The sequence below is a fragment of the Actinomadura rugatobispora genome, assembly GCF_055379765.1.
Map to the genome: position 1 here is coordinate 4,254,462 of NZ_AP029191.1, position 21,204 is coordinate 4,275,665.

Consider the following 21,204-nt stretch of genomic DNA (forward strand, 5'->3'; position numbering starts at 1 on the left):
CATTCTACATTGGTGTCGTTCAGCTGACCGAGGGCGGCGCACAGGAGGTTCCCGGGTGGGCAACGATGCGTTCGACGGCATACGTGTCGTCGAACTCGCACAGTGGGTGTTCGTTCCGGTGGCCGGCGCGCTGCTCGCCGACTGGGGCGCGGACGTCATCAGGGTGGAGAACCCGGCCGGCGACCCGTACCGGGGTCTGGCCACGCAGGGCATCGGGACCGACAGCGACGGCATCAACCTGTCGGTCGCCCTCGCGAACCGCGGCAAGCGCTCGGTCGCGCTGGACCTGCGCACCGACGAGGGCCGGAAGCTGCTCGACAAGCTCCTGGAGACCGCCGACGTCTTCCTCACCAACTTCCGCCCCGCCGTCCTGCGCCGGTACGGCCTCGACTCCGCCGAGCTCACCCGCCGCTTCCCCAAGCTGGTGTACGCGCGCGGCCACGGCTTCGGCGTCCGGGGCGAGGGGGCCGACCGGCCCGGCTACGACTCCTCGGCCTTCTGGGCACAGGGCGGCATGGCCCACGTGCTGACCCCGCCGGACCGGGACCACCCCATCAACCAGCGCGGCGCGCTCGGCGACCGCAACGGCGGCATGGCGCTGGCGTTCGGCATCGCGACCGCGCTGCTGAAGCGCGAGCGCAGCGGCGAGGGCTCGGTGGTGGACGTGTCGCTGCTGGCCACGGCGATGTGGACGCTGTCGTCGGACGTGCTCGCAGCGCTCGCGGGCGGGAAGCCCCGCGCCACCGCCGGCCGCGGCGGCGCGGTCAACCCGCTCGTGGGCGCCTACGGGACCAAGGACGGCCGCCACATCCAGCTCGTCTTCCTCCAGGCGGACCGCTACTGGGCGGACTTCTGCCGGCTCGTCGGACGCGAGGAGCTGATCGAGGACCCCCGCTTCGCCGACCTGAAGGCGCGCGCGGAGAACCTCGAAGCGTGCGTCGCCGAGCTGGAGGCCGAGTTCGCCAAGCGGACGTTCGAGGAGTGGAAGGAGCTGCTGACCGGGATCGACGCCCCGTGGGCGCCCGTCCAGGCGGTCGAGGAGCTGCTCACCGACCCGCAGGTGCTGGCCAACGACTACATCGGCGAGGTGGAGACCGAGGACGGCCGCAAGTACTCGCTGCCGAACGTCCCGGTGCAGTTCGACGAGCGGCCCGCCGCGCTGGGCCGGGCGCCTGAGCACGGCGAGCACACCGAGACGGTCATGCTCGAACTCGGCTACTCCTGGGAGCAGATCGCCGAACTCAAGGACGCGGGGGCGATCCCGTGACCGCGGCCCAGCGCCCCGTCCCGGCGCCGGACGAGCTCTCCGCCCCCTACTGGGAGGCGGCGGCCGCGCACACCCTGGTCGTGGCGCGCTGTTCCCGCTGCGAGTCGTACGTGGTTCCGCCCGGTCAGGCGTGCCCGAACTGCCACACCTCCGAGCCGATGTTCACGTTCGAGCGGGTGAGCGGGCGGGGCAGCGTGCGGTCCTGGACGGTGATGCGGCAGTCGTTCCTGCCGGGGTTCGCCGAGGAGGTGCCGTTCGTGCTGGTGGACGTGGAGCTGGCCGAGCAGGAGGAGCTGCGCCTGATCGGCCGCCTCCTGGACGGCCCGGACGCGCCCCTGCGGATCGGCGCCCCCGTGAAGGTGGCGTTCGAGGACGTGGCCGAGGGCGTCTCCGTTCCCGCGTTCGTGCTCGGAGAGGAGAGCGCGTGAGCGCACGGTTCAAGTCCTCCAACCAGGTCGCGATCGTCGGTTACGCGCACAGCGCCGTCCAGCGGCACGCCAAGCGCCCGCTGGGCGCGATCGCCACCGAGACAGCGCGCGACGCGATCGCCGACGCCGGGTTGCAGGTGCCCCAGGTGGACGGCTTCGTCACGGCGTCGCTGTTCCCGACCTCCGGCGCCCACGCCGTCGAGGACGGGGTGAGCATCGTGTCGGCCAACTGGCTGGCCGAGAGCCTGGGCGCCGACGCCCGCTACGTCGCGGGCTTCCAGGGGATCGGGCAGATCTCCGGTTCGGTCTCGATCGCGGTGAACGCGATCGCCAGCGGCGCCGCCGACTACGTCGTGCTGCACCGGGCGCTGCACAATCCGGCGGGCAAGTACCACGCCAACCCGATGCGCGAGGCCACGGGCCCGCAGCAGTACACGGCCCCGGCCGGGTTCTTCGGGCCGCTGGCGATGATCGGGCTGCCCTACAACGAGTACCTCCAGCGCTACGGCGCCAAGCGTGAGGCGATGGCGGCCACGGTCGTGGAGGCCCGCAAGAACGGCGCCCGGATCCCGTGGTCGTACTGGTACGAGCGGCCGCTGACGGTGGACGACTACATGGCGGCGCCGATGATCAACGACCCGGTGTGCCGGTTCGACGCCGACATCCCGGTCGACGGCGTCGCCGCGTTCGTCCTGACCTCGGCCGAGCGCGCCCGCGACCTGCCGCACAAGCCCGTCCACGTCGCCGGTTACGCCTCCAGCCCGCCGCCCAGGCGCAGGCTCCCGCTGCACTGGCCGCTGGACGACATCATGACCGGCGGCGCCGAGACGGCCCGCCGCCTGTGGGAGAGCAGCGGCCTGCGCCCCTCCGACGTGGACCTGCCCCAGGTCTACGACGGGTTCTCGCCCTTCATCTGGTTCTGGCTGGAGGTCCTGGGCCTGTGCCCGGTCGGGGAGGCGCACCGCTTCATCACCGACGGCGGCATCGACAGCGACGACCCCGCCGCGCTGCCCGCGCTGTCGGGCGGCGGCGCGATCGGCAACGGCCGCATGCACGGCATCCCGCAGATGCTGGAGTGCTACCTGCAGCTGTCGGGACGGGCCGGCGAGCGCCAGCGGCGGAACGTGACGGTCGGGCTGGCCTGCCACTCCTCGCCCCACTACGGGGGCGCCGTCGTCTACACCAACGAGCCCGGGTGACCCCGGCCGCTCACACGCGACCGGCAGTTACGCCGCCCGGCGGCGAGAAAGGGAACGCGCCCATGGAAGGCATCCTCTCGGAACGGCGCTCGTATGTGGCCGGTAAATGGGTGGAGGGCGACCAGCCCTTCGCCGTGGAGAACCCGGCCGACGAGTCGACCGTGACCGAGCTCCCCTCGACCCCGCTGCCCGAGGTCGAGCGGGCCATCGTCGAGGCCCGGAGCAGCTTCGACAGCGGGGTGTGGGCGGACCTCGCGCCCGCCGAGCGGGCCCGCGTACTGTACGCCTTCCTCGACCACTTCGCGGCGTCGCGCGACGCGCTCGTCGCGACGATGATCGCCGAGGCCGGGCAGCCCACGTCCTTCGCCGAGCGCGCGCAGTTCCAGGCGGGGCTGGCGATCGCCCGGGGGACGATCGACCTCTACCTGTCGATGACGCACGAGGAGACCAACCCCGTCCCCACCGACGAGCTGCTCCGCGGCCGGGTGGCGCTCAGCCTGCGGCGGCACGAGCCGGTCGGCGTGGTGGCGGCGATCACCCCGTACAACGGGGCGATCATCATGGCCATCCAGAAGCTGATCCCGGCGCTGATGGCGGGCAACTCGGTGATCCTGCGGCCCAGCCCGCTGACGCCGCTGTCCTCGCTGGTGTTCGGCGCCGCGGCGGACGCGGCCGGGCTGCCGCCGGGCGTGCTCAGCGTGGTGGTGGAGGGCGGCTCGGCCGGTGCCGAGCTGCTGACCACCCACCCGGCCGTGGACATGGTCTCCTTCACCGGGTCCACCGTCGTGGGCCGGGCGATCCTCGCGCAGGCGGCGCCCACGATCAAGCGGGTGGCGCTGGAGCTGGGCGGCAAGTCGGCGCAGATCTACCTGCCCGACGCCGTCGAGAAGGTCGCGGCCGGCGCGCTCGCCGTCGTCGCCACCACCGCGGGCCAGGCGTGCGTGGCCGCCACCCGCATGGTGGTGCCGCAGGACCGCAAGGACGAGGTGATCGAGACGGTCTCCAAGGCCTACTCCGCCCTCGTCGTCGGCGCGCCCACGGACCCGAAGACCACGATGGGGCCGGTCGTCAGCGCCGCGCAGCGGGAGCGCTGCGAGCGCTTCGTGGCCCTGGCCGTGGAGAACGGCGGCAGGGTGGCCCGCGGGGGCGGCCGCCCGGCGGGTCTGGACCGCGGCTACTACTTCGAGCCGACCGTCCTGGACCTGCCCGACAACTCCAACCCGGCGGCGCAGGAGGAGATCTTCGGCCCGGTCATCTCGATCATCGGCTACCGCGACCTCGACGACGCCGTCCGGATCGCCAACGACAGCGAGTACGGCCTGTCGGGCCAGGTCTACGGCGCCGACACCGCGCAGGCCACGGCGATCGCCCGGCGCCTGCGCACCGGCGCGGTCAACGTCAACACGGCGCTGTTCAGCGCCTACGCCCCCGGCGGCGGCTACAAGCAGAGCGGCCTCGGCCGCGAGCGCGGAACCGACGGCATCCGCGCCTACCAGGAAGTGAAGCACATGGTGGTCGGCGAGCTCCGCTGAGCCCACCCCCGCAAGGAGCCCGTAGCAAGGAAGGAAGGGACCCATGACCTCCAACCTCAACCTGGACTGGCTGATCTCGGTCGACGACCACGTCCTGGAGCCCCCGAACGTGTGGACCGACCGCGTCCCGGCCAAGGACCGCGACCGCGCCCCGCACATCGGGTACGACGACAACGGCATGGACTTCTGGGTCTATGACGGCAAGAAGTACCCCAGCTCCGGCCTGAGCGCCGTGGTCGGCAAGTCCAAGGAGGAGTTCAGCCCCGAGCCGCTCCCCTACAGCGAGATGGCCCCCGGCTGTTACGACCCGCTGGCCCGGATCAAGGACATGGACCGCGCGGGCATCCTCGCCTCGCTGTGCTTCCCGACGGTGACCCGGTTCTGCGGGCAGCTGTTCATGGAGGCCAGCGACCGCGACTTCGGCCTGGTGTGCCTGAAGGCGTACAACGACTGGATGATCGAGGAGTGGTGCGGGTCGGCGCCCGGCCGCTACATCCCGCTGATCCTGATCCCGCTGTGGGACCCGCGGCTGGCGGTCAAGGAGATGGAGCGCTGCGCCAACAAGGGCGCCACCACCTTCGCCTTCTCCGAGAACCCCGAGCCCCTCGGCCTGCCGACCATCCACGACAAGGACGGCTACTGGGAGCCGGTCATGGCCGCGGCCAACGACCTGGAGATGGTCGTGTCCATGCACGTCGGCTCCTCCTCGCAGCTGCCGCAGATCTGCAAGGACGCGCCGTTCATGGCCAACCTCACCTGGGGCGCCACCCGCACCTCCGGGACGATGCTGTCGTTCCTGTTCAGCGGGCTGTTCCAGCGCTACCCCAACCTCAAGATCGCCCTGTCGGAGGGCGAGGCCGGCTGGATCCCCTACTTCCTGGAGCGCGCCGAGCAGGTCCTCGACAAGCAGCGCCACTGGGTCAAGAAGGGCGTCCGCTTCCAGCAGCACGCCGGCGCCAGCGGCATCGACCTGGACACCCTGGACATCCGGGGCACCTTCCGGGACCACATCTTCGGCTGCATCATCGACGACGCGCACGCGATCGCCAGCATCGAACTCGGTCACATCCCCGAGGACAACATCATGTGCGAGACCGACTACCCGCACTCCGACACCACGTGGCCCGACTCGATCAGCGTGATCAAGAACCGGATCAACCACCTGCCGGAGGAGACCCAGTACAAGATCCTGCGCGGCAACGCCGAGCGCCTCTACCGGTTCACCCCGGCCGAGCCGCCCGTCCTGGCCACCGCCTGAACGGACCGGACCCGACATGACCGACCCGACCGTCACCGTCGACCGGGAACTGTGCCTGGGCAGCGGCATGTGCATCGTGTACGCGCCCGAGACCTTCGCCCATGACGACGAGGCCAAGGCCGTCGTCGTCGACCCGGCGGCGGATTCCCTCGACGCCCTCCGGACCGTGGTGGACGCCTGTCCCACCGGCGCGATCCGGCTGACCGACCACGCACCGGACACGGACGGAGCAGAGAAGTGAGCGGCAAGCTGCTCGAAGGCAAGAACGCCATCGTCACCGGCGCCGGCTCCGGGGTCGGCGAGGCCGCCGCGGTCCGGTTCGCCGAGGAGGGCGCGCGCGTGGTGTGCGCCGACATCCGGCTGGAGACGGTCAAGGAGACGGTCCGCCGGATCGAGGAGGCCGGGGGCACCGCCGTCGCCGTCGAGTGCGACGTCTCCCGCGAGGACGACGTCGTCTCGATGGTGGCGGCGGCCGCCGAACGCTTCGACCGGCTCGACGTCATCTACAACAACGTGGGCGTCCCGACACCGCGCCTGGGCGCCAAGCTGGAGGACCACACCGCCGAGGACTTCCTGCGCCTGGTCGGGGTCAACTTCGGCGGCGTGTTCTACGGCTCCAAGCACGCGGTCCTGCAGTTCAAGCGGCAGGGCACCGGCGGCGTCATCCTCAACACCGGCTCGGTCGCGGGCATGGTCGCCTGGGGCGGGTCGGTGTACGGCGCCACCAAGGGCGCGGTGCACCAGCTCACCCGCGCCGTCGCCATCGAAGGGGCGCCGTTCGGCATCCGGGCCAACGCCATCTGCCCGGCCGGGATGCCCTTCACCGGCTTCATGGCCGCCGGAGGGCTGGACACCGGCGGCGCCGCCCAGGAGGCGGTGACCCGGCAGACGGCGGAGAACCACCCGCTGGGCCGTCCCATCACGGCCGAGGACTGCGCCGAGGCCGCCGTCTACCTGGCCTCCGACCGGGCCGCCAACATCACCGGCGTGCTGCTGCCGGTCGACGGCGGCTACGTGGCGAAGTGACGTGAAGAGAAGAGCGACATGACCGAGAACAGCACGACGGAACAGCTCGACCGTGACCGCGTACGCGAACTGTTCGACCTGCGCAGCTCCTACAACGCGCACATGGGCGGCGGGTACCGGGACGACCCGTACCCGATCTGGAAGCGGCTGCGGGAGCAGGCCCCGGTGCACCCGGGGATCGTCCACGAGCTGACCGGGTTCGAGGGGCCGGCGTTCTTCCAGGGCCTGCCGCACCCCGACCGGCCGCACTTCTCCGCCTTCACCTGGGAGGCGTGCGACGCCGCGTACCGCAACGCCGAGGTGTTCTCCGCCTCGCTGCAGCCGGTCGACCCCAACAACGGCAACTACGACGCCATGAACAGCATGCTGTCGATGGGCGGTGACCAGCACCGCCGCTACCGCCAGCTGGTCCAGCCGTCCTTCGTGCCGGCCAAGGCCGAGTGGTGGATCCGCAACTGGATCGAGGAGACCGTCCACCACCTCATCGACGGGTTCGCCGCCGAGGGCCGCGCCGAGCTGAACGTGGACTTCTGCGCCGCCATCCCGGTCCTGACCATCACCGGCAGCTTCGGCGTCCCCGTCGACCAGGCCCTCGACATCCGGGAGGCCCAGTCCCGGCCGGGCGACCTGGTCGAGATGATCAAGCCGATCGTGGCCGCCCGCCGGGAGAACCCGCAGGACGACCTGATCAGCATCCTGGTCGAGGCCGAGATGAAGGACGACAACGGCGTCCCGCAGCGCCTCACCGACGACGAGATCTACTCCTTCGCCGTCCTGCTGCTGACCGCCGGGTCGGGCACCACCTGGAAGCAGATGGGCATCACCCTCACCGCCCTCCTCCAGCGCCCCGAGGTGCTGAAGAAGGTCAACGAGGACCGGACGCTGCTGCGCCCGGCGATCGAGGAGGCCCTGCGCTGGGTGCCCACCGACCCGATGTTCTCCCGGTACGTCACCCGCGACATCGACTTCCACGGCGTCCACCTGCCCGAGGGCTCGGTGCTGCACATCTGCCTGGGCGCGGCCAACCGCGACCCGGCCCGCTGGGACAACCCCGACGACTACGACATCACCCGCAAGACCAAGGCGTCCTTCGCCTTCGGCGGCGGCGCCCACATCTGCCTGGGCATGCACGTCGCCCGCGCGGAGATGCGGGTCGGGATCGGCGCCCTGCTGGACCGGCTGCCGAACCTGCGGCTCGACCCCGACCGCGAGCCGCCCCGGTTCATCGGCATGTACGAGCGCGGCGCCACCGAGATCCCCGTCGTCTTCGGATGACCTCCCCCATGAGCCTCTGCGAAGGAGCACGCACGTGACCGAAGCCGGTTACCAGAAGCCCGACCTCGACCTCGTCGGCGCCGCGCACGTGAAGCGCTACCGGGAGACCGACGGCGAGGTCGGCTACGAGTGGAACGGCGCGAACATCCTGCTGCTCACCACCAAGGGCCGCAAGAGCGGGCAGGAGCGCACCTCCGCCCTGATCTTCGGGCGGGACGGCGACGACTACCTCGTCGTGGCCTCCACGGGCGGCATGCCCAAGCACCCGGCGTGGTATCTGAACCTCGAGGCCGACCCGAACGTGGAGATCCAGGTCAAGGCCGAGAAGATCCCCGTCGTGGCGCGGACGGCCCCGGAGCCGGAGCGGTCCCGGCTGTGGAAAATCGCGACGAGCTACTGGCCCAACTACGATACTTACCAGACGCGCACCGAGCGGGTCATCCCGGTCGTCGTGCTGTCCCCGAGGCGAGAAGGCACCACCACGTGACGACGAAGGATGCGATGCCCGCCGCCGGCCGCGACACGCCGGCCGGCGGCGGCACGGCGGCGGGTCCCGGCACGACCGGCGACCCGCCGGCATCCTGGGCCGACCGGGCCGCGGACCGGTCCCCTTCAGTCCAGCGCTCGCGCACGCGCAGCGTCCGGCAGGTGAAGGGGATCGTGGACGCGGCCCGTCGGCTCATCCGCACCAAGGGGTCCTCCTTCACCACGCAGGAGCTGGCGAAGGAGGCCGGGATCGCGCTGCAGACGTTCTACCGGCACTTCGCCGGCAAGGACCAGCTCCTCCTCGCCGTCTTCGAGGAGGAGATCACCACGGCGGCCGCCCGCACCGACGCCGCCATGAGCGAGCTGCCCGACCCCGTGACGCGGCTGCGCTACTTCTTCACCAGCACCCTCGAGTCGCTGGGCGAGCCGGGCGGCGCCGCCGCGCAGGACCAGGACGGCGCCGCGGCCGACGCCCCGGGAGGCGCCTTCGGGCCGCGGTTCGTCACCGCCGAGCACTGGCGCCTCCACCAGCTCTTCCCCGACGAGATGGCCCAGGTCAACCAGCCCGTCGCCGACCTGATCGAGCGGGAGCTGCGCGAGGCGGCCGCCCTGGGCCTGCTCAAGCCGGCGAATCCGGCCAGCGACGCGTGGTTCGTGATGAAGCTGGTGATGTCCGTTTACCATCACTACGCCTTCGCCACCCCCCACGAGCGCTTCGAGGACATCGCCGATCACCTGTGGGGGTTCTGCCTCGCGGCCTTCCGCGGCGACCCGGACACAACCCCCCTCAGAGAGACCCCCCTCAGCGAGACACGGCCTTGAACGACTCGTGGTCGGCCGCGGCCGTCCCGAGCCTGCGCTGGAGCGTGCTGGTGATCTCCGGGGCCACCTTCAGGGTGATGCTCCAGAGGTAGAAGCCGTGGATGATGCCGCGGCGGAAGCCCAGCCACGCGTCGTCCCAGGACGGGGCGACGATCCCGGCCGCGCCCAGCCTGTCGAGGTAGTGGCGCAGGAGGTCCTTCTCGCTCCGCCGCCGGTCCTCCACGGTGAGCGTGGACGCGATGTGGTAGCCGACGTCCAGGTACCACGGGCCGCGCTGCACCAGCTGCCAGTCCACGAACGACGGCTTCCCCTCGCCGTCGAGGTAGAGGTTGCCGACGTGGGCGTCCCCGTGGATCACCGACCACGGCGACTCGTCGGCCGTCTCCCTGGCCAGCGCCCCGTAGACCGCGTAGAGCAGGTCGGGGTCGCGGACCTCGTCGGGAACCCCCGCGCCGATCTCGCTCTCGAAGTTGCCGCGGATCTCCTTGACGCCGCGGTGGGTGAGATGGCCCTGGAGCCGCGGCGCCAGCCAGTCCGCCTCGCGGGCGGCGGGGTCGCCCCAGGTCGCCGAGTGCAGCCTGGCGAGCTGCTCGAGGCTCTGCGCGGTCTGGTCGGGGGTGTAGTCGCTGGTGGCGTCCAGGAACGTGCCGCCCTGGGCGACGACGTCCTCGGTGATGACCACGCCGTGCTGGGTCTCGGGGTCGATGTCGGCGTACACGCTGCGCAGGGTCCGCACGCCGCTGGTGGCCGCCATGTTCCGGTAGAAGGACACCTCGGGGACCCCGGCGCGGCGGGCGTCCCAGGTGCCGATGTCGGAGAAGTAGCCCTTTCCGCACAGCTCCGATGACAACCCGCTGGGGAGACCGCCCTCGCACTCGATGCTGAAGCGGGCGTTGGTCGACACCCGGCTCACCACCGGCCCGGGGGTGACGCTGGTGATCCGGATGCCCGGAAAACGCGGGGCGAGCGCCGAATTGAGCCATTCCGGCGACATCAGGTCCGTCATCGTGCTGGGAACTGGAAGGGAACCTTGGTTCGGCATTTTCTCCCTTTGCTTGCCGTGTGCGTTCTCTGCAGGCCCGGCGCCGTCGGCTCTCTGGACGGCGCCGGCCTGGATTCCGGACGTTTCCGCGGCCGTTCCCCGGGCCATTGCGGGGCCATTCTCGGGAATGGCGTGCCGCGTTTCGCGCCCGGGGGCCGGCTCGTGTCCGGATGACTGGGGGGTGGTTCCTCGGGGGTGGGTTCGTTAGGCGGCCGCCCGCTTCGGGCCGAGGCCGGGGGCCGGCGGCGCCGCCGGCACGGGCGTCCGGCGGACGCTGCCGATGAGCGCGGCGAGGACCAGGCTCACCACGGCCGCGCCGATGATGAGCAGGCACGCGGAGGTGATCGCCGCCTCGGTCGGCAGGTGCGTGCCGGGCACGGTCCGGGTGGCCATGATCACCGAGGTCAGCGACAGGCCGCAGGCGATCGAGACGTTCAGCGTCACCCGGTTCATCCCGGTCGCCGCGCCGGTCTGCGCGGACGGCACCACCTCGACGATCAGGATCGGCAGCGCGCTGAAGGCGAAGGCGGAGCCCACGTTGATGAGGATCAGGCAGCCGATGGTGCCCGGCAGGTTCTGCACCAGGAAGATCCACATGGTGCCGCCGGCGATGTAGAGGACGCAGGCGGTCAGCAGCGACCAGCGGGCGCCCATCAGCTGGGCGATCCGCCCGCTCACCGCCGCACCGCCGTAGCCGATCACGGCGATGAACAGCATCACCACGCCGGAGGTCGTGGCCGTCAGCCCGTGCCCGACCGGCGCGCGCTCGGGCAGCTGCATGATCACCGGAACCATGATCGAGGACGCGCCCATCGGCCCGAGGCCGACCAGGACCGTCGCCAGGGTGGTCAGCGCCACCTTGCGGTCGCCGAACTGGCGGACGTCCACGATCGGCTCCCGGACGCGGCGCTCCCACCACACCCAGAGGGCCAGCGCGGCCAGCCCGAGCCCGATCGGCAGGAGCACCCGCGGGTCGGTCCAGCCCCACTTCTCGCCCTGGGTGACGCCGAACAGCACGCCGCCGGTCGCCGGGACGAGCAGCACGGCGCCGACCATGTCGACGGAGGGCCGGGGCCTGAGCCCGGGCGTGCGCGGCAGCCCGATCAGCCCGGTCAGCGCCGCGGCGGTCCCCATCGCCGTGGCCACGATGAACATCAGGCGCCAGCCGCTGTGGTCGAGCAGCACCCCGGCGAGCAGGGCGCCGCCGCCGGCGCAGATCGGGACGATGCCGCCGAGCAGCGCGATCGCCAGCGGCACCCGCCGCTCCGGCAGCAGCTCGCGGACCAGGGCGAACGACAGCGGCAGCGCGCCGGCGGCCAGGCCCTGCACGCCGCGGCCGAGCGTCACCATCCACAGGTCGGCGGCCAGCACGCTGATGAGCGAGCCGCAGGCGGCGGCCGCCAGGACGAACACCAGGACGTTCCTGCGCCCGAAGATGTCGCCGAGGCGCCCGGCGGTGGCGGCGGAGGCGGCTCCCACGAGGAGGTAGGCGGTGGTGGTCCAGCCGACGGCCGCGGCGTCGGCCTCGAAGACCCTCATGAAGGTCGGGATGGCGGCGATCGCCATGGCGGTCTCGAAGACCGCGAAGACCTCGATCGCGATGAGGACGATCAGGATGCGCGCGTGGGGGCTTCCGGTGGGCGTGCTGGATCTGTCCGGCGAGATGGTCATCGACGTCTCCGGGCGCTGGGGTGGGGTGGGGAGTTCGGCCGGGTGACTGTCGAGGCACGGCGGTCGCGGGCCCCGGGTCGCGTCAGGAATTGGTCGGGTGGGATCGGTCCGGTGCGGTCCCCTCCGCGGTGCGGACCAATTCGACCCCCATCAAATTCGGCCTGCTCCGGAGAGGCTATATGCGTCGTAGCCTAATAAGGAGAAGCCCATATGTCCATAAGCAGGGAGAAGATCATTGTCCTGTTCAGAGCACGGGATTCTCACGTACCGTGGCCGGTCGGGCCGTATTCGCGGACAGCCGGCACGACCTCGTCCATAAGGCGGTGCACGACCGTGTCGGCGTCACCGGTTCCGGGCGCGGGCATGAAGACGAAATGCCGCGCGCCGGCGTCCACGAACTCCCGCAGCCTGAGCGCGACCTCCTCGGGCGTGCCCGCCGCCGCGACGCGGTCGACCATCGGCCCGAAGTCCTGGTCGTAGTTGCCGCCCATCGTGCGCGCCGCCTGCTCCCGGGCCCGCCGGCCGTCGTCGTCCACGTTGACGAAGACGAAGGCGTACCACTCGAAGCCGCCGAGGTCGCGGCCCGCCTCGCCCGCGATCCGGCGGATCGTCCGGACCGAGTCCGCGTAGCGGCGCGGCGAGTACAGGTAGGGGATCCAGCCGTCGCCGAGCAGCGCGGCCCGCCGCATCGCCGGCTCCTTGCGGCCCGCGACGACGATCGGCGGGCCCCCGGGCTGCTCCGGCGCGGGATGCACCTTCACCTCGCGCATCGGGTAGAAGGCGCCCTCGTGCGTGATCTCCTCGGCGGTCCACAGCCGGCGCAGCAGCGGGATCGCCTCGTCGGTGCGCCGCCCCCGCTCGCCGAGGGGGACCTGGCAGGCGCGGAACTCCTGCGGGTACTCCCCGCCGACGCCCACGCCGAGGACCAGCCGCCCCCCGGTCGCGCGATCGAGATCGGCCACCTGCTTGGCCACCACCGCGGGCGGATACAGCGGCAGGAGCAGCACGGACGTGCCCAGCCGCACCCGCTCGGTGACCGCCGACAGGCGGGCGAGGCTCATCATCGCCTCCGTCGAGGGGTTGCGCGAGGCGACGTGCCCGCCGGTCCACAGCGAGTCGATCGGCAGCGCCTCCAGCGCCGCCGCGCGCCGCAGGTCGCCGCCCGCGACGAACCCGATCGAGATGCCGTCCGCCGCGCCCTGCCCGCCCGCCGCGCCTTGCCCGTCCGCCGGGCTCTGCTCGTCCGCCGCGCCGCGCCCGTCCACCGCCGCCTCCTCAGCCGCCGCGGGTCTCGACCAGCCGGCCGCGGTTGACCTTCGTCGCCGCGCTGCGCGGGATGGCGTCGACCAGCTCGATCGTCTTCGGGACCTTGTACGCCGCGAGCCGGCTCTTGGCGTAGGCGCGCACCTCGTCGAACGTCGGGGGCGCCGCCGGGTCCGCCGGCTCGATGACGGCGTGCACCCGCCGCCCCCACTCGGGGTCGCGCAGCCCGATCACCACGATGTCGGCGATCTTCGGATGGTCGATCAGCGCCGACTCGACCTCGGCCGGGAACACGTTCGCGCCGCCCGTGATGATCATGTCGACCCGGCGGTCCACGAGGTACAGGTAGCCGTCGGCGTCGACGTAGCCCATGTCCCCCACGCCGCGGAAGCCGTCCGGCGTCTCCGGCAGCTGCGGCGCCTGGCCGAGGTAGGTCGAGCCGCCGTACGACGGGGAGCGCAGGAAGATCTCGCCGATCTCGCCCGCCGGCAGCTCCCGGCCGTCCTGGTCGAGGATCTTCACCTCGGTGCCGCGCATGCCGCGCCCGACGCTGCCCTCGTGCTCCATCCACTCGTCGCCGCGCAGCGCGGTGATGCCGATCGCCTCGGTCATCCCGTAGGCCATGACGATGCGCTCCGGGCCGATCAGCTTCGCCCACCGGTGCACCAGCGACGGCGGCATCGGCGCCGCGCCCTGCTGGAAGAACGCCAGGCTGGACAGGTCGCGGTCGTCGGCCCCGGGGGCGTCCGCCATCCGCTGCAGCATCGTGGGCGTCGCGGTGAACGTCGTGACGCGGTGCCGCTCGATCAGTTCGAGGGCCAGCCTGGCGTCGAACTTCTCCATCACCACCAGCCGGTCGCCCGCGAGCAGGTTCTGCAGCGTCACGAACGCGTTCACGTGGTACATCGGCGCCAGCACCAGGACCGTCTGCGGCCGCGCGACCGGCATCCACGCCTCGGCCATCGGCGTGCTGTACACCGGGTCGAAGTACCCGGGCGCCGAGCTCAGGATGATCTTCGGGGTGCCGGTGGAGCCGCTGCTGCAGATCCCCTGCAGGTGCGGGGCCACCACGTCGGGCAGCTCCGGAACGTCCCGGGCGGCGGTGGCCTCGATCCACTCCAGGTCGTCCTGGCCGAGGTAGACCCGGCAGTCGATCACCTCGCGGAGCCGCTCCAGCTCCCAGTCCGGCACGTCCCAGCGCACCGGCACCGGCACCGCGCCCAGCTTCCACGTCGCCAGGGCGCTGATCGCGAACTGCGGCGAGTTGCGCAGGCCCAGCCCGACCCGGTCGCCCTGGCCGACGCCGCGCTCGGCGAGCGCCCCGGCCAGGCGGCTCGACCGGTCGTCCAGCCACCGGTAGGTGACCGCCTCCTCGGTGCCGTCGAGACGCACCTGGAGGTAGGCCGCCTCGTCCGGGCGCGCCTCGGCGATCCGCGCGATCTGCCTGCCCTGGGTCACCTTCGCGTCCTGCACGGTCACGTCACTCACTCCAGCCGATCGCGCACCGGGGTGCGGGCCACCACGGACGAGCGGGGTGACCACCTGCCAAGACGTCCTAAGTAGAACGTTCCTCTACCAAAACAGAACTACCGATACGTGTCAACGGCAGCTATGTTCTACAACTGTCAGAACAGCGTTCTACAAACGGCCTGACAAACGACGACGCGGCCACCGGGGGAGCGGTGGCCGCGTCGAGCGAGCGGGAGCGCCGGGAGAGGCAGAGGGCAGCGGGGTCAGGCGCCCGCGGCGGCCTGGCAGGTGTTGGCGGCGGGCTTGCCGGCGTACCGGTCGGCCAGGAACTTCAGCGTGTCGCCGTTGCGGAGGACCATCTCCAGGGCGTGCTCGCCGACCTTGTCGCGGACGGTCTGGATCGTGGCGCCCTTCGCGCACCAGTCCTGGACGAGCTTGTTCGCCTGGCCGACGGGCACGATCTCGTCGGTGTCGGCGTGGTAGTTGAAGATCGGCGTCGCCGGGGCTGCGGCGCCCATCGTGTTGCGCTTCAGCACGGCCCGCACGCGCGGCACCGCCAGCGGGTCCGCCACGACGCTGTAGTCCGCCAGCTTCTTGAACGCGAACCCGGTCAGCAGCTCGGTCAGGCACTTGCCGCGGGCGTCGGCGAGCGCCTTGCGGCCCGCCTCGTTCATGAGCGGCTCGAGGTCCATCTCGGGGAACTCGGTGGCGAGGCTGGTGGCCGCGGCGGCCTCGAAGCCGGAGAAGACGCCGCCGTCCAGGAAGCGGGCCACCGCCTCGGGGTCGGCCGGGGTGCCGCCCATCGCGGCGCCCTTCAGCGTGATCTCCGGGGCGTAGGACGGCTGCGTCTGCGCGGCCCAGCCGGTGGCCTGGGCGCCTCCGGAGTAACCGTTCAGCGTCCAGGGGTTGCCCTGGCCGATGCCCGGTGCGCCGGTGAAGTTCTTCACGGCGCGGATGCCGTCCAGGACGGCGTGCGCCGCCTGCGGGCCGGCCATGAACACCGACTTGGGCCCCTCGTGGTCGGGCATCGCCACGGCCCAGCCCTGGTTGAGCAGGTGCGCCGACCACGCCGCCGGCCAGCCGGCGATGACGCTGCCCGACGACAGCCCGTAGGAGGGGGCGCACTGGGTGCCGGTGGCGTCCTCGGCGGCCTGCACCGACACGATCGGCCGCGGGCCGCCGCCCGTCCACGCCTTCTTCGGCACGAGCAGGCTCGTGACGATCAGGTTCGGCGCCATGTGGGAGTCGTTGCTGCGGTAGGAGATCTGCCAGGTGTCGGTGGTGGTGGCGTAGTCGCCGACCTTCGGGGTGATCTTCCTGCTGCCCACGATCTGGCCCGGCCGGTACGAGGCGATGTTCGCGGGCGCGGCGTAGAACGGGTCCTCGTCGGGCGGCACCGATCCGGCGGGCGGGTCGTCCGCGCGGGCCGGGGCCGCGAACGCCGTCAGCGCCAGGGCCGCGCCGAGCGACACCGCGGCCGCGCCGGCCGCTCCTCTTCTCAATGACGACGGCAGCAGGCGCATGGGGGGCACTCCAGGGGGGCGGGTGGCGGATGACCACACCTTCTCCCGGCGGAAGCCGCGGGGGTACTGGCATGAGAGCGGATCTCCGGGCCCCGATTTAGCGCCCGCCAACAAACTTTCGCGCCGCGGATGGTGTGAACTGCTGCCTAGCCAATCGGCTACTTACCAAGTAGCCGATCGGCTACGAATGCCCCCCGTTCCCGCCCCGCCGGGCAGCACAGACGAGGACTGAGTTCCGTGACCGACGACATCCCCCAGAACCCGCAGACCGCCCCCGGCATCGGCCGCCGCCGCGTCCTGGGCGCCGCCGCGCTCGGCGCGCTCGGCGCCGCGGCCCCCGGCACGGCCTGGGCCCGCACCGCCCCCGCCCGCAGGGTGCCGACCACCGAGCAGCGCGAACGGGCCGTCATCATCGGCACCGGCTTCGGCGGCGGCGTGACCGCCCTGCGGCTGGCCCAGGCCGGCGTACGGACCCTCGTCCTGGAACGCGGCCTGCGCTGGCCCACCGGCCCCAACGCCACGACCTTCCCCCGGATGGCCAACGTCGACCGCCGCACCTCGTGGCTGACCAACCGCAGCATGCTCCCCGGCATCATCAAGTTCTGGAAGCCCTACACCGGGCTGATCGAGACCCTCCAAGAGAACGGCATGACCCTCAACTGCGGCGCCGCCGTCGGCGGCGGGTCGCTGATGTACCACGGCATGACGCTGCAGCCGTCCGAGGAGCACTTCGCCCTCTCCATGCCGACGGCCGCGCACGACTACGACGCCCTGAACAGCTGGGCCTACCCCACCGTGGCCAGGATGCTGAAGGTCTCCACGGTGCCCGACGACGTGCTGGCCTCCGCCCCCTACCGCTCGTCCCGGATGTTCCTGGACGCCGCCCCCAAGGTCGGCCTGGAGCCGTTCCGGGTGCCGCTGCCGGTCGACTGGAGCTTCGTCCGCGGCGAGCTTGAGGGCAGGTACACGCCGACCTACACCACCAACGACATCAGCTTCGGCGTCAACAACGGCGGCAAGCACTCCATCGACGTCACCTACCTGGCCGCCGCCGAGGCCACCGGCAACATCCGGGTCGAGACGCTGCACGTCGTCCGCGACATCGCGATGGACGCGCAGAAGCGCTGGGTCGTGCACGTCGACCGCATCAACACCGACGGCGAGCTGCAGGAGCGCAAGCGGATCACCACCGACGCGCTGTTCCTCAACGCCGGCTCACCCGGCACGACCCGGCTGCTGGTCAAGGCGCGCGCCAAGCGCCTGGTGCCCGACCTGCCCGACGCCGTCGGCACCCAGTGGGGCAACAACGGCGACCGGATCTACGCCTGGGCGCTGATGAACGACGACCCCGGACGGCCCCAGGGCGGCCCCGCCTGCGTCGGCGGGCGCGCCACCGACGACCCCATCCCGTACACGATCATCCACGCGGGGCTGCCCGTCGAGCTGCCCGACTTCGCCAAGGCGATGATCGTCGTCGGCTTCGGCATCAACAAGCCCGCCGGCACCTGGAGGTACGACGTCCTCAAGGACGACGCCAAGCTGACCTGGCCCTCCAGCGGCGACGCCGAACTCCAGGCGCTCATGCGCAAGCGCTTCGACCGGTTCACCCAGACCGGCGGCGGGATCCTGGTCGACACCAACGCGCTGGAGCCGTCCACCTGGCACTCCCTGGGCGGCGTGCCCATGGGCGGCGCGGTCGACCGGTTCGGGCGGGTGCTGGGCCACCGCGGCCTCTACGTCCTGGACGGCGCGCGCATCCCCGGCTCCACCGGCGCCTGCAACCCGTCCATGACCATCGCCGCGCTGGCCGAGCACAGCATGGCCACCCTCGTCCGCACCGACGTCGGATCCGTCTTCTAGGGCCTGTCTCTAAGTGGCCTCAGGTACCGCGCGAGCGCGTTACCTGGCCGGTGGCGCGACGCCGGAGGCGAGCGTCACCGGCCAGATCGCGAAGCGATGCCGCGCTCGCCAAGGCCCGGTTTGGGGCGAGCCGCCAGGCGAGCGCCGTAGGCCGGGACTTTGAGACACAGCCTAGGCGGGGTGCGCGTCGCGGCCGGGCACGCCGCCCGGCCGCGACCGCGGCAGCGGCCGCAGGCGCAGCAGGCGGCGGGCGATGCCGAGCAGATGGCGGCGCAGAGTCTCGTCGTCGAGGCCGTCCAGCCGCGGGTCCATGCCGACGGCCAGCAGGGCGGAGCTGACCATGGCGGCGCTGACGACCGTCTCGGTGTCCGGGTCGGGCCCGGTGATGACGCGGTCGATGCGCGCCTCCAGCGCCCGCAGGGCGGGACGCTCCCGCATGAGGGCGCTGATGGTGGGATCGGTCCGGATGACGGCGGTCAGCCGGCGGTGGCTCACGACCAGGTCCACGACGCCGGACAGCACGGCGCCGAGCTGGTCGGACCGCCGCTTGCGCGCCTCCGCCGCCTCGGCCACCCTCGTGAGCTCGTCCAGCGCGGGCGCGATCACCGCCCAGACGATGTCCTCCTTGCTCTGGAACTGGTGGTAGACGGCGGCCTTGGTCACCCCGAGCTCGTCCGCGATCATCTGGAGCGAGGTGCCGGCGACACCGTGCCGCGCGAACAGCTTCAGGGCCACGGCCAGCACCCGTTCCCGGGCCGCTCCCGCGCGCCGGCTCATCTCACCCATGATCGAGGCATCATCTCAGGCCCGGCCCGTGGCGGGCACCCGGGCCCGTCAAGCCTGGCCTGCTCATCCGGGCAGGCCGACGGCTATGACGGCGTCCGGCCCGGCGAGGACGTACAGGGCGTCCTTTCCGGGGAGCACGGCGGTGGGGGGACGCCCGTGGGGGCGCAGGTCGAGCCGCTGCACGATCCGGCCGCTGAGCGGGTCGTGCGACGTGACCTCCCACTTGCCGGGGACGTGCAGCCGCCCCCCGGCGAGCACGGGCTCGCCCGCGGACGGGTCGGTTCCGCGCTCCCAGCGCACGCGGCCGTCGCCGGCCCGCAGGGCCCGGACGCCGTCGCCGCCGCAGACGAAGACCGTCCCGTCGGAGACGAGCGGAGTGAGGCGGCGGCGGAAGTCGCCCACGGGGCCCGGCGGCGCCCCCGTTTCGACGGCCCACCGCTGGCGGCCGTCACGGCGGTCGAAGGCGCGCAGCACGCCGTCTCCCGTGCCCAGGAGCAGCACATCACCGGCCGCCACAGGAAAGGCCACGCTCGGGTTGGCGCCTCCCAGCACGTTGGGGTTCACCTGTGGACGGACGCTCCAGCGGGTCGCTCCGGTACGGGCGTCGAGGGCGTGGACGTGGCGGCCCTCGACGGAGACGTACACGGTGCCGTCCGCCACGGACAGGGCCGCATCGGTGTAGATGGGTGAGGAGGGCGGCTTCCCGACCACGTTGTCATCGGCGAAGCCCGTCACCCAGCGCACGGCGCCGGTGGCGGCGTCCAGTGCGTGCACGCGCTCACGCCGTTCTCGTGCTGAGGCGCTGATGAGGTAGAGGACGCTCCCCGCGACGACGATGGGACTCACCGGCCTGCCTTCGATGTCGCGCTTCCAGACCTCTCGCCCGGTACGGGGCTCAAGCGCGTGCAGGGTGCCCGCGTCATCGGAACCGGCGACGGCGCCGATGTCGTACAGGAGGCCGTTCGCATAGGCCGTCGCAGGTATGAGTCCCGGAAACCGGCGTCGCTGTGACCAGTGCACGGTTCCGTTGTCGGCGTCCACCTCGTGGAGCTCGTCGATGCTGCGCACCCGGACTCCCCCGGGGCCTGCGACCACCTCCCCCCGATAGCGTCCGAAGACGTTGAGGGGGCGGCGCCACCGGTAGCGTCCCGTCGCGGTGTCCAGGCAGCACAGGTCCAGCCGTGGGCCGCCCGAATGGGTGACGACGGTCCGGTCCAGAAGAAGCAGGCCGCGGCCCAGGACGGGTCCGAACTCGTAGCCGGACACCAGCGTGGCACGGGCAGCCCAGAGGACGTCCGCCTGCGGAGAGTCGGCGTCCGCGAACGCGCGGACCGCCCCCATGCCCGCGAGCGCCGCCGCCGCTGCTCCGGTGACGCGCAGGACGGCACGGCGCCGCGGATGCGGGCGGCGGCCCGGCGCCGGAGGCGGGATCGGCGTGGCCTGTTCGGCGATGTCGTGGGTCACGGGCACCGGCAGCCAGCCCGTGCCTGCGGCGCTCGGCGACAGCAGGGCGGCCAGCCGCTCCGTGCCGGGCCGCCGGGCCGGGTCCCCGGCCAGGCACGCGGCGACGACGTCCCGCAGGCCCGCGTCGCCGACACCGCCCAGTTCGGGACGCCCGTGCGCGATCCGGCCGAGCAGTTCCGGCAGCGGAGCCGCACCGAACGGCGGCGATCCGGTGCGGCAGAACAGCAGGACCCCGCCGAGCGCGAAGACGTCCGCGGCGGGGGTGACGGGGGCGCCGGTGATCTGCTCGGGCGCCATGTACGCGGGCGACCCGGCGGCCCGCCCGGCGGTCCCGTCGACGGTGCTGATCTCGGGGCCGCCCGCGATGCCGAAGTCCACGACCCGCGGCCCGTCGGGGGTCAGCAGGATGTTCGCCGGTTTCAGATCGCGATGCACGACCCCGGCCCGGTGGATCGCCCCGAGGGCCTCGGCGAGCGCGGCCCCGAGCCGCCGCGTGGCCTCGACGCCCAGCGGGCCGTGCCTGGTGACGGCCTGGTCCAGGGACAGCCCCGGAAGGTAGGCGGTGGCCAGCCAGGGCCGCGGAACGTCACCCGCGTCCAGCAGAGGGGCGGTGTACGGGCCGCTCACCCGCCGCACCGCCGCCGCCTCCCGGGCGAAGCGGGCGCGGAAGCCCGCGTCCCCGGCGAGGTCGGCGTGGATGAGCTTCAAGGCCACCAGCGCGCCGTCACCCGCACGGGCGAGGAACACCTCCCCCATGCCACCGGACCCGAGGCGGCCGACGCATTCGTATCCGCCGATGCTCGCCGGGTCGCCGGGACGCAGTGCCTCCAAC

General features: G+C 72.3%; 18 protein-coding genes. 11 read left to right on the forward strand and 7 right to left on the reverse strand.

The window, feature by feature from the left end:
* The first annotated feature begins 55 nt into the window (after nt 1–55).
* The 10 genes from ACZ466_RS18600 (at nt 56) to ACZ466_RS18645 (ending at nt 9,293) form a co-directional block, all read left to right on the forward strand.
* Nucleotides 56–1,267 (forward strand): CaiB/BaiF CoA transferase family protein, encoded by a 1,212-nt coding sequence (locus ACZ466_RS18600; RefSeq protein WP_378289234.1) that lies wholly within the window; start codon nt 56–58, stop codon nt 1,265–1,267.
* Complete coding sequence (locus tag ACZ466_RS18605) at nt 1,264–1,695, forward strand: Zn-ribbon domain-containing OB-fold protein (RefSeq protein WP_378289232.1); 432 nt, start codon at nt 1,264–1,266, stop codon at nt 1,693–1,695. The genes ACZ466_RS18600 and ACZ466_RS18605 overlap by 4 nt, the downstream gene beginning before the upstream one ends.
* Nucleotides 1,692–2,894 (forward strand): thiolase family protein, encoded by a 1,203-nt coding sequence (locus ACZ466_RS18610; protein WP_378289230.1) that lies wholly within the window; start codon nt 1,692–1,694, stop codon nt 2,892–2,894. Before ACZ466_RS18605 ends, ACZ466_RS18610 begins: the two co-directional genes overlap by 4 nt.
* A gap of 95 nt (nt 2,895–2,989) precedes the next feature.
* Nucleotides 2,990–4,426 carry an aldehyde dehydrogenase family protein gene (locus tag ACZ466_RS18615; RefSeq protein ID WP_464043887.1) on the forward strand — a complete coding sequence of 479 codons (1,437 nt, stop codon included), beginning with the start codon at nt 2,990–2,992 and terminating at the stop codon, nt 4,424–4,426.
* A gap of 43 nt (nt 4,427–4,469) precedes the next feature.
* Complete coding sequence (locus tag ACZ466_RS18620) at nt 4,470–5,684, forward strand: amidohydrolase family protein (RefSeq protein WP_464043888.1); 1,215 nt, start codon at nt 4,470–4,472, stop codon at nt 5,682–5,684.
* A gap of 16 nt (nt 5,685–5,700) precedes the next feature.
* Nucleotides 5,701–5,925, forward strand: a complete 225-nt coding sequence (locus ACZ466_RS18625) for a ferredoxin (protein ID WP_378283376.1) — start codon at nt 5,701–5,703, stop codon at nt 5,923–5,925.
* Nucleotides 5,922–6,710: an SDR family NAD(P)-dependent oxidoreductase gene (locus ACZ466_RS18630; RefSeq protein ID WP_378283375.1), complete on the forward strand. Its 789-nt coding sequence runs from the start codon at nt 5,922–5,924 to the stop codon at nt 6,708–6,710. The genes ACZ466_RS18625 and ACZ466_RS18630 overlap by 4 nt, the downstream gene beginning before the upstream one ends.
* An 18-nt stretch (nt 6,711–6,728) precedes the next feature.
* Nucleotides 6,729–7,985, forward strand: a complete 1,257-nt coding sequence (locus ACZ466_RS18635; protein WP_378283374.1) for a cytochrome P450 — start codon at nt 6,729–6,731, stop codon at nt 7,983–7,985.
* A 34-nt stretch (nt 7,986–8,019) separates the two neighbouring features.
* Entirely contained in the window at nt 8,020–8,472 is a 453-nt protein-coding gene (locus ACZ466_RS18640) for a nitroreductase family deazaflavin-dependent oxidoreductase (protein WP_378283373.1), read from the forward strand.
* Nucleotides 8,469–9,293 (forward strand): TetR/AcrR family transcriptional regulator, encoded by an 825-nt coding sequence (locus tag ACZ466_RS18645; protein WP_378283372.1) that lies wholly within the window; start codon nt 8,469–8,471, stop codon nt 9,291–9,293. The genes ACZ466_RS18640 and ACZ466_RS18645 overlap by 4 nt, the downstream gene beginning before the upstream one ends.
* On the opposite strand, the gene ACZ466_RS18650 is transcribed toward ACZ466_RS18645, so the two are convergent.
* The 5 genes from ACZ466_RS18650 to ACZ466_RS18670 form a co-directional block, all read right to left on the reverse strand.
* A complete protein-coding gene (locus tag ACZ466_RS18650) occupies nt 9,274–10,299 on the reverse strand; it encodes a phosphotransferase (protein WP_378283371.1) in 1,026 nt (341 codons plus the stop codon). The genes ACZ466_RS18645 and ACZ466_RS18650 overlap by 20 nt on opposite strands.
* 240 nt (nt 10,300–10,539) lie before the next feature.
* Complete coding sequence (locus ACZ466_RS18655) at nt 10,540–12,006, reverse strand: MFS transporter (RefSeq protein ID WP_378283370.1); 1,467 nt, start codon at nt 12,004–12,006, stop codon at nt 10,540–10,542.
* Nucleotides 12,007–12,266: 260 nt separating this feature from the next.
* The gene (locus ACZ466_RS18660) at nt 12,267–13,271 is read right to left on the reverse strand and encodes an LLM class flavin-dependent oxidoreductase (protein ID WP_378283369.1); all 1,005 of its coding nucleotides are present in this window, start codon (nt 13,269–13,271) and stop codon (nt 12,267–12,269) included.
* Nucleotides 13,272–13,281: 10 nt separating this feature from the next.
* On the reverse strand, nt 13,282–14,748 hold the full coding sequence (locus ACZ466_RS18665; RefSeq protein ID WP_378283368.1) for a class I adenylate-forming enzyme family protein: 1,467 nt from the start codon (nt 14,746–14,748) through the stop codon (nt 13,282–13,284).
* Nucleotides 14,749–15,002: 254 nt separating this feature from the next.
* Complete coding sequence (locus ACZ466_RS18670) at nt 15,003–16,262, reverse strand: lipase family protein (RefSeq protein ID WP_378283367.1); 1,260 nt, start codon at nt 16,260–16,262, stop codon at nt 15,003–15,005.
* A gap of 237 nt (nt 16,263–16,499) precedes the next feature.
* Here ACZ466_RS18670 and ACZ466_RS18675 point away from each other — a divergent pair, with 237 nt between their 5' ends.
* Nucleotides 16,500–18,122, forward strand: coding sequence for a GMC oxidoreductase (locus tag ACZ466_RS18675; RefSeq protein WP_378283365.1), 1,623 nt, complete (start codon nt 16,500–16,502; stop codon nt 18,120–18,122).
* 171 nt (nt 18,123–18,293) lie between these two features.
* Here ACZ466_RS18675 and ACZ466_RS18680 read toward each other — a convergent pair whose 3' ends face one another.
* Both ACZ466_RS18680 and ACZ466_RS18685 read right to left on the reverse strand, forming a co-directional pair.
* Nucleotides 18,294–18,899 carry a TetR/AcrR family transcriptional regulator gene (locus tag ACZ466_RS18680; RefSeq protein WP_378283364.1) on the reverse strand — a complete coding sequence of 202 codons (606 nt, stop codon included), beginning with the start codon at nt 18,897–18,899 and terminating at the stop codon, nt 18,294–18,296.
* Nucleotides 18,900–18,971: 72 nt separating this feature from the next.
* Entirely contained in the window at nt 18,972–21,203 is a 2,232-nt protein-coding gene (locus ACZ466_RS18685; RefSeq protein ID WP_378283363.1) for a serine/threonine-protein kinase, read from the reverse strand.
* Nucleotide 21,204 lies beyond the last annotated feature (1 nt).

Excerpts from the sequence above, each read along its gene's own strand:
- ACZ466_RS18680 (WP_378283364.1), bottom strand. The coding sequence starts at position 18,899 with ATGAGCCGGCGCGCGGGAGCGGCCCGGGAACGGGTGCTGGCCGTGGCC.
- ACZ466_RS18635 (WP_378283374.1), top strand. The coding sequence starts at position 6,729 with ATGACCGAGAACAGCACGACGGAACAGCTCGACCGTGACCGCGTACGC.
- ACZ466_RS18655 (WP_378283370.1), bottom strand. The coding sequence starts at position 12,006 with ATGACCATCTCGCCGGACAGATCCAGCACGCCCACCGGAAGCCCCCAC.
- ACZ466_RS18650 (WP_378283371.1), bottom strand. The coding sequence starts at position 10,299 with ATGACGGACCTGATGTCGCCGGAATGGCTCAATTCGGCGCTCGCCCCG.
- ACZ466_RS18670 (WP_378283367.1), bottom strand. The coding sequence starts at position 16,262 with ATGCGCCTGCTGCCGTCGTCATTGAGAAGAGGAGCGGCCGGCGCGGCC.
- ACZ466_RS18625 (WP_378283376.1), top strand. The coding sequence starts at position 5,701 with ATGACCGACCCGACCGTCACCGTCGACCGGGAACTGTGCCTGGGCAGC.
- ACZ466_RS18620 (WP_464043888.1), top strand. The coding sequence starts at position 4,470 with ATGACCTCCAACCTCAACCTGGACTGGCTGATCTCGGTCGACGACCAC.